We start from the raw sequence: 5,356 nt of genomic DNA, 5'->3' as shown, positions 1-5,356 counted from the left end.
TTGAGTTCGCGTAGAATTTACGCGAACTCATTCTTTTTTGTCCAAAGTCCAATAAGTAGGTAGGTGTAATTAAAGATAAAATAAAACCTCACCCTGCCTCCGGCTTCCCTCTCCTTACTAAGGAGAGGGATTGAGGGTGAGGTTTTATATTTAATTTGACCCACTTACTTATATTGCTCCAAGCACGATGCACAACAACAACATAATTGTCATTACCGCCTAAGAATCAAAACCTCTGCACGAAACTTTGCTTTGTTCTGAGAATAAGAAATAATAGAACGGAAAGCAACTGTATGTTTTTGAAATAATGTCAGCAGTACCAACAATCAATTTTCGGGAAGCCACCGTTCAAGAGGATGATTTAATTGCTCAACATTTTTATCAATTGTGGCGAGATAATAACGTTGCGCCTGAGTCGATTCGTTCTGATTGGCTGGAGACTATTCTAGAATTTATTGAGCATGTACGTCAAGAATTATACTATAAAGCGTTTGTAGCAGAAGTTGATAGCAAGGTGATTGGCTCTGCTAGTTGTCAGCTTTTTGCTGGTCTTTACCCCGTCCCTTTTACAGATAATTACCGCAAGTATGGATATATTTGGGGTGTTTATGTTGACTTTCCCTACCGTGGTCAAGGTATTGCCAAGCAACTAACAAGTATGGCTATTGATTACCTCAAGGCGATCGCTTGTACGCGAGTGATTCTCCACGCCTCACCTTTGGGTAAACCAGTTTACGATCGCCTGGGTTTTGTGCCAAGCAATGAAATGCGGTTGGATATTATAGATTAGTTGTTGGTTAGTGGTTAGTGGTTGATGGCTAATTAGCCATTACCAAGTATTAATTATTCTTAACCATTGACTCTTGAATCATCAATGGTTGTGCTGCTCGCAGTACTACATCCAGCAACCCCGGAAACGATTCTTCTAAATCTTCTCGCCTGAGTGAATTTATGTGTTGTGTTCCCTCTTTGCGAGTCCAGACCACGCCAGACTCTCTTAAAATTTTAAAATGGTTGGACATGGTAGACTTGGCGATCGCAAAATCAAAGTCGGCGCAGCATTGCTCTCCTTTTAACGCCAATTGTCGCACAACTTCTAACCGCACAGGATCGCCCAAAGCATATAACACTCCTGCCAATGATATATGTTGTTGTTCTGGGTGATACAGAAATCTCATACTTGCACAATCGCATAAATTAGACTATATTTTATTTATTCGATTTTATCGAACAATTGAATTAAATAGGAGGGCAAGAATGTCATCCATTACTAATGTGACAGAAGCCACATTCAAACAAGAAGTCCTAGAAAGTGATACGCCCGTATTAGTGGACTTTTGGGCGCCGTGGTGTGGTCCTTGTCGCATGGTGGCTCCCGTGGTAGATGAAGTGGCTACTGAATACGTGGGACAGGTAAAAGTGGTCAAACTGAACACAGATCAGAATCCCACTGTTGCCAGTCATTATGGGATTCGTAGCATTCCCACGCTCATGGTATTTAAAGGCGGTCGGCAAGTCGATACGGTTGTGGGCGCCGTGCCAAAAACAACCCTAGCTAAAACTCTAGCACAGTATCTGTAATCAGGGGGAGCGGGGATTGGGGAGCAGGGAGCGGGTATGAGACCTCTTGCAAAATATAGACAGAACTCCTCCCCAAACCTGCTCGAAACGGAGCTGCGGTGTACACAGAAGTCTTATAAAGTTGCCTAGTAGCGTTTTGATCCCCCCTAACCCCCCTTAAAAAAGGGGGAACTAGAATCAAAGTCCCCCTTAAAAAGGGGGATTTAGGGGGATCAGAGGATTTATGTGTACACCGCAGCCGAAACGGAGAGGGAGTAGATATTTCTCCGTTTCCGAGGGACTGAGGGGGTTAATTCGACTTTTGTAAAAGGTCTATTAGTTAAAAATGTATTCTAGTTCCCAATCCCCAATCCCCTACTAGGTCAATTATTTAGCAGCGAAAGCAGAGCAAAATCGGAGGAGAATTCATGATTGAACTTTACTATTGGACAACACCCAACGGCCACAAAATTACGATGTTTCTGGAGGAAGCCGAACTTCCTTATACAATTATTCCTGTAAACCTAGGTGCAGGCGATCAGTTTAAACCGGAATTTCTGAAGATTGCACCTAATAATCGCATCCCTGCAATTATTGATCACGAACCTGCTGATGGTGGAGAGCCGATTTCAGTGTTTGAATCTGGGGCAATTCTGCTGTATTTGGCAGAAAAGGCTGGAAAATTGATTTCAAATAATATACGCGATCGCACTGAAGTCCTGCAATGGTTATTCTGGCAGATGGGAGGTCTAGGGCCAATGGCAGGTCAAAATCACCACTTCAGTCAATACGCGCCAGAAAAAATTCCCTATGCGATCAATCGTTATGTGAATGAAACAGCAAGATTATACGCTGTGCTGAATAAACGCCTGAGCGATCGCGAATTTGTTGCTGGTAATAACTATTCAATTGCTGATATCGCCATCTATCCGTGGATTGTTCCTTATGAACGCCAAGGTCAAAAACTAGAAGATGTTCCCCACCTCAAGCGCTGGTTTGAAACAATTCAAGCACGTCCAGCGACTATCCGCGCCTACGAAAAAGCAGAAGCATTCAAAAATCAGACACTAGACGTAGAAAAATCTCGGTCATTGTTGTTTAATCAATCAGCGCAAACAGTGCAACCATCTTGAGAAAGCGTAATTTTACGACTTACAACAGTATTAAATATTGCCTTTTTGCAGTACAAGTACTACTTGTACTGTAAAAATTCAAAGTTTTCGTAGTAAGCACACTTAGTGCTTAATCGAGCGCTGTACGCACAGCGTTCCCGCAGGGTAGCGCCACTACAAAATCATTAAAGTTAGTGACATAGACCACTAATAACTCAACAAAAGTGCAAGAATTTTGGAAAAGATTTCATGAACGAAAATATCAATTTATTCACCCCATACCAAATGGGTAATGTAGAATTGCCCAACCGTATTATTATGGCTCCGCTTACACGTAATCGTGCAGGCGAGGGAAATATACCATATGAACTCAATGCACAGTATTACGCTCAACGTGCAACTGCGGGGCTAATTATTAGTGAAGCAACTCAGATTTCACCCCAAGGACAAGGGTATCCTTATACACCAGGTATTTACTCATCTGAACAGATAGCGGGTTGGAAATTGGTGACAAATGCAGTGCATGAGCAGGGGGGAAGAATATTCCTGCAACTGTGGCACGTCGGACGCATTTCTCACCCTGACTTGCAACCGGATGGAGCCTTACCTTTAGCACCATCTGCGATCGCACCAAAAGGAGAAGCATCGACCTATGAGGGAATGAAACCCTTTGTCACACCTCGTGCTTTAGAAACTTGGGAAATTCCAGAGATTGTAGAACAGTATCGCCAAGGTGCTGCAAATGCTCTTGCTGCTGGATTTGATGGTGTGGAAATTCACGCAGCCAATGGTTATTTAATTGACCAATTCCTCCGGTATGGTACTAATCAACGTACAGACAAATATGGTGGTTCTATAGAGAATCGTGTCAGACTGCTGCTAGAAGTAACACAAGCAATCACTGGTGTCTGGGATAGTAAACATGTAGGAGTGCGTCTTTCTCCCAGTGGCACATTTAACGATATGCACGACTCTAACCCAGTGGAAACTTTTAGTTATGCAGCACAAGCACTCAATCAGTTTGATCTAGCATATCTGCATATCTTTGAAGCTACAGAAGCAGATGTCAGACACGGGGCGACAGTAGTACCTACTAGCCTTCTCCGGCAAAAGTATCAAGGTACACTCATAGTCAATGGTGATTACACCTTAGAGAGAGGCAATTCTGTCTTGGAAATAGGGGAAGCTGACTTAGTAGCCTTTGGCAGATTGTTTATATCTAATCCTGATTTACCCCGACGCCTTGCACTGAATGCACCATTGAATCAACCCGATCCATCTACATTTTATGGTGGTGGAGAGCAGGGATACACCGATTACCCAACATTAGAAGTGCAAAAAACATACTAAAACATGATTTTTGTAAAGACGTGCTTGTTAATCACGTCTTTACTCAATTTACGCAATTAAAAAAGCAGCTATCACTTTAGGTATAGACCTAAAAGGAATAATTTTTCAGGTCAACAAATTCTCAAACAATCATGAAATTTTTGGCGTTGCTGAATTTGGTCATGAATTATGCTTGTGTACATATTGTTTGATACGAAATCCTTGTAGAGACGCGAAATTACCCTGCGGGAACAAGCTACGCGTCTCTACATTAGTTTTCACAGAGGTCTATTGTTCACGCCCACGCAGAACCGAAAAGCTTTAACAGCGCACTGACTAATCATGCTCAAATTTCCATCTCGGCTTAAAAGCACAGGGCTACCAAGCTCCTGTTAATTACGTGTACATGTCGTAAAATTAGGTTTATTTATGCGGCGTTGCACAATCGTAATTTCTGATGAATGGCAAATTGATTGTATTTGAAGGGGTGGAAGGTTGCGGCAAAACAACTCAGATACAACTTTGTAGTGAGTGGTTGCAAAGCCTGAGAATCTGTGTTTTAGTGACTCGTGAACCGGGAGGAACTTCTTTAGGCTTGCATCTCAGGCGCTTGTTACTGGAAAAATCAATAGATCAGCCAATAGCTGATAGAACAGAATTATTGTTATACGCTGCTGACCGATCGCAACACGTGGAAGAAGAACTCAAACCAAATCTTGCAGCCGGGAAAACTATATTATGCGATCGCTACACCGACTCTACCATTGCTTACCAAGGTTATGGTCGCGGTTTAGACATGAGTTTAATTCATCAGCTTAACAGTATTGCTACTAATGGCTTAGAAAGTGATATTACCCTATGGCTTGATCTTGATGCTGAGGTCGGATTAGCCCGCAAACGCGGAACATCCACAACACTAGACCGCATCGAACAAGAAGCGATCGCTTTTCATCGTCGCATTCAACAAGGATATGCCGAATTAGCCAAAACCCATCCACACAGAATTGTACGTATAGATGCCAATGCCAATGTAGAGATAGTCCAAAAACAAGTTCAAAAAATTTTAACTCACAAGCTAAAAATCATTTAATTGAGTATAATAAGAGCATAACCCCTAACCCCCTAACCCTAATCCCCATAAATTCTATTTTCTAGAACTTATGGGGATTTAAAATTTTTTACAAGGAAAATTGAGCTATTTCCGCCATTCTTCTTGGAAGCCTACACTGACTCTTTGAGTTGAGAGATGGATGAGCGATCGCACACCCATTTCAACTACCAAACCCGAAATTTCTCACTTCAAACCCGAAATTTCTCACTTCAAACCCGAAATTTCTCACTTCAAACCCGAAATT

Annotated in this window: 6 protein-coding genes; 5 read left to right on the top strand and 1 reads right to left on the bottom strand. The window is 42.2% G+C overall.

Annotated elements, in window-relative coordinates; translation table 11 throughout:
- The first annotated feature begins 307 nt into the window (after positions 1-307).
- Complete coding sequence (locus tag AC5JMK_RS00625) at positions 308-790, top strand: GNAT family N-acetyltransferase (RefSeq protein WP_096678417.1); 483 nt, start codon at positions 308-310, stop codon at positions 788-790.
- Positions 791-839: 49 nt separating this feature from the next.
- On the opposite strand, the gene AC5JMK_RS00620 is transcribed toward AC5JMK_RS00625, so the two are convergent.
- On the bottom strand, positions 840-1,178 hold the full coding sequence (locus AC5JMK_RS00620) for an ArsR/SmtB family transcription factor (RefSeq protein WP_096678430.1): 339 nt from the start codon (positions 1,176-1,178) through the stop codon (positions 840-842).
- A 55-nt stretch (positions 1,179-1,233) separates the two neighbouring features.
- On the opposite strand from AC5JMK_RS00620, the gene trxA reads away from it, so the two are divergent.
- From trxA to tmk, 4 genes are all read left to right on the top strand, one after another.
- Positions 1,234-1,581: a thioredoxin gene (trxA, locus tag AC5JMK_RS00615; protein ID WP_495909153.1), complete on the top strand. Its 348-nt coding sequence runs from the start codon at positions 1,234-1,236 to the stop codon at positions 1,579-1,581.
- Positions 1,582-1,988: 407 nt separating this feature from the next.
- Complete coding sequence (locus AC5JMK_RS00610; RefSeq protein WP_096678434.1) at positions 1,989-2,693, top strand: glutathione binding-like protein; 705 nt, start codon at positions 1,989-1,991, stop codon at positions 2,691-2,693.
- A 228-nt stretch (positions 2,694-2,921) separates the two neighbouring features.
- Positions 2,922-4,022: an alkene reductase gene (locus tag AC5JMK_RS00605; protein ID WP_096678436.1), complete on the top strand. Its 1,101-nt coding sequence runs from the start codon at positions 2,922-2,924 to the stop codon at positions 4,020-4,022.
- 436 nt (positions 4,023-4,458) lie between these two features.
- Positions 4,459-5,091, top strand: a complete 633-nt coding sequence (gene tmk / locus AC5JMK_RS00600; protein ID WP_096678438.1) for a dTMP kinase — start codon at positions 4,459-4,461, stop codon at positions 5,089-5,091.
- Positions 5,092-5,356 lie beyond the last annotated feature (265 nt).

It is taken from the genome of Pelatocladus sp., assembly GCF_059505505.1.
This window is presented reverse-complemented; position numbering and strand designations above follow the sequence as displayed.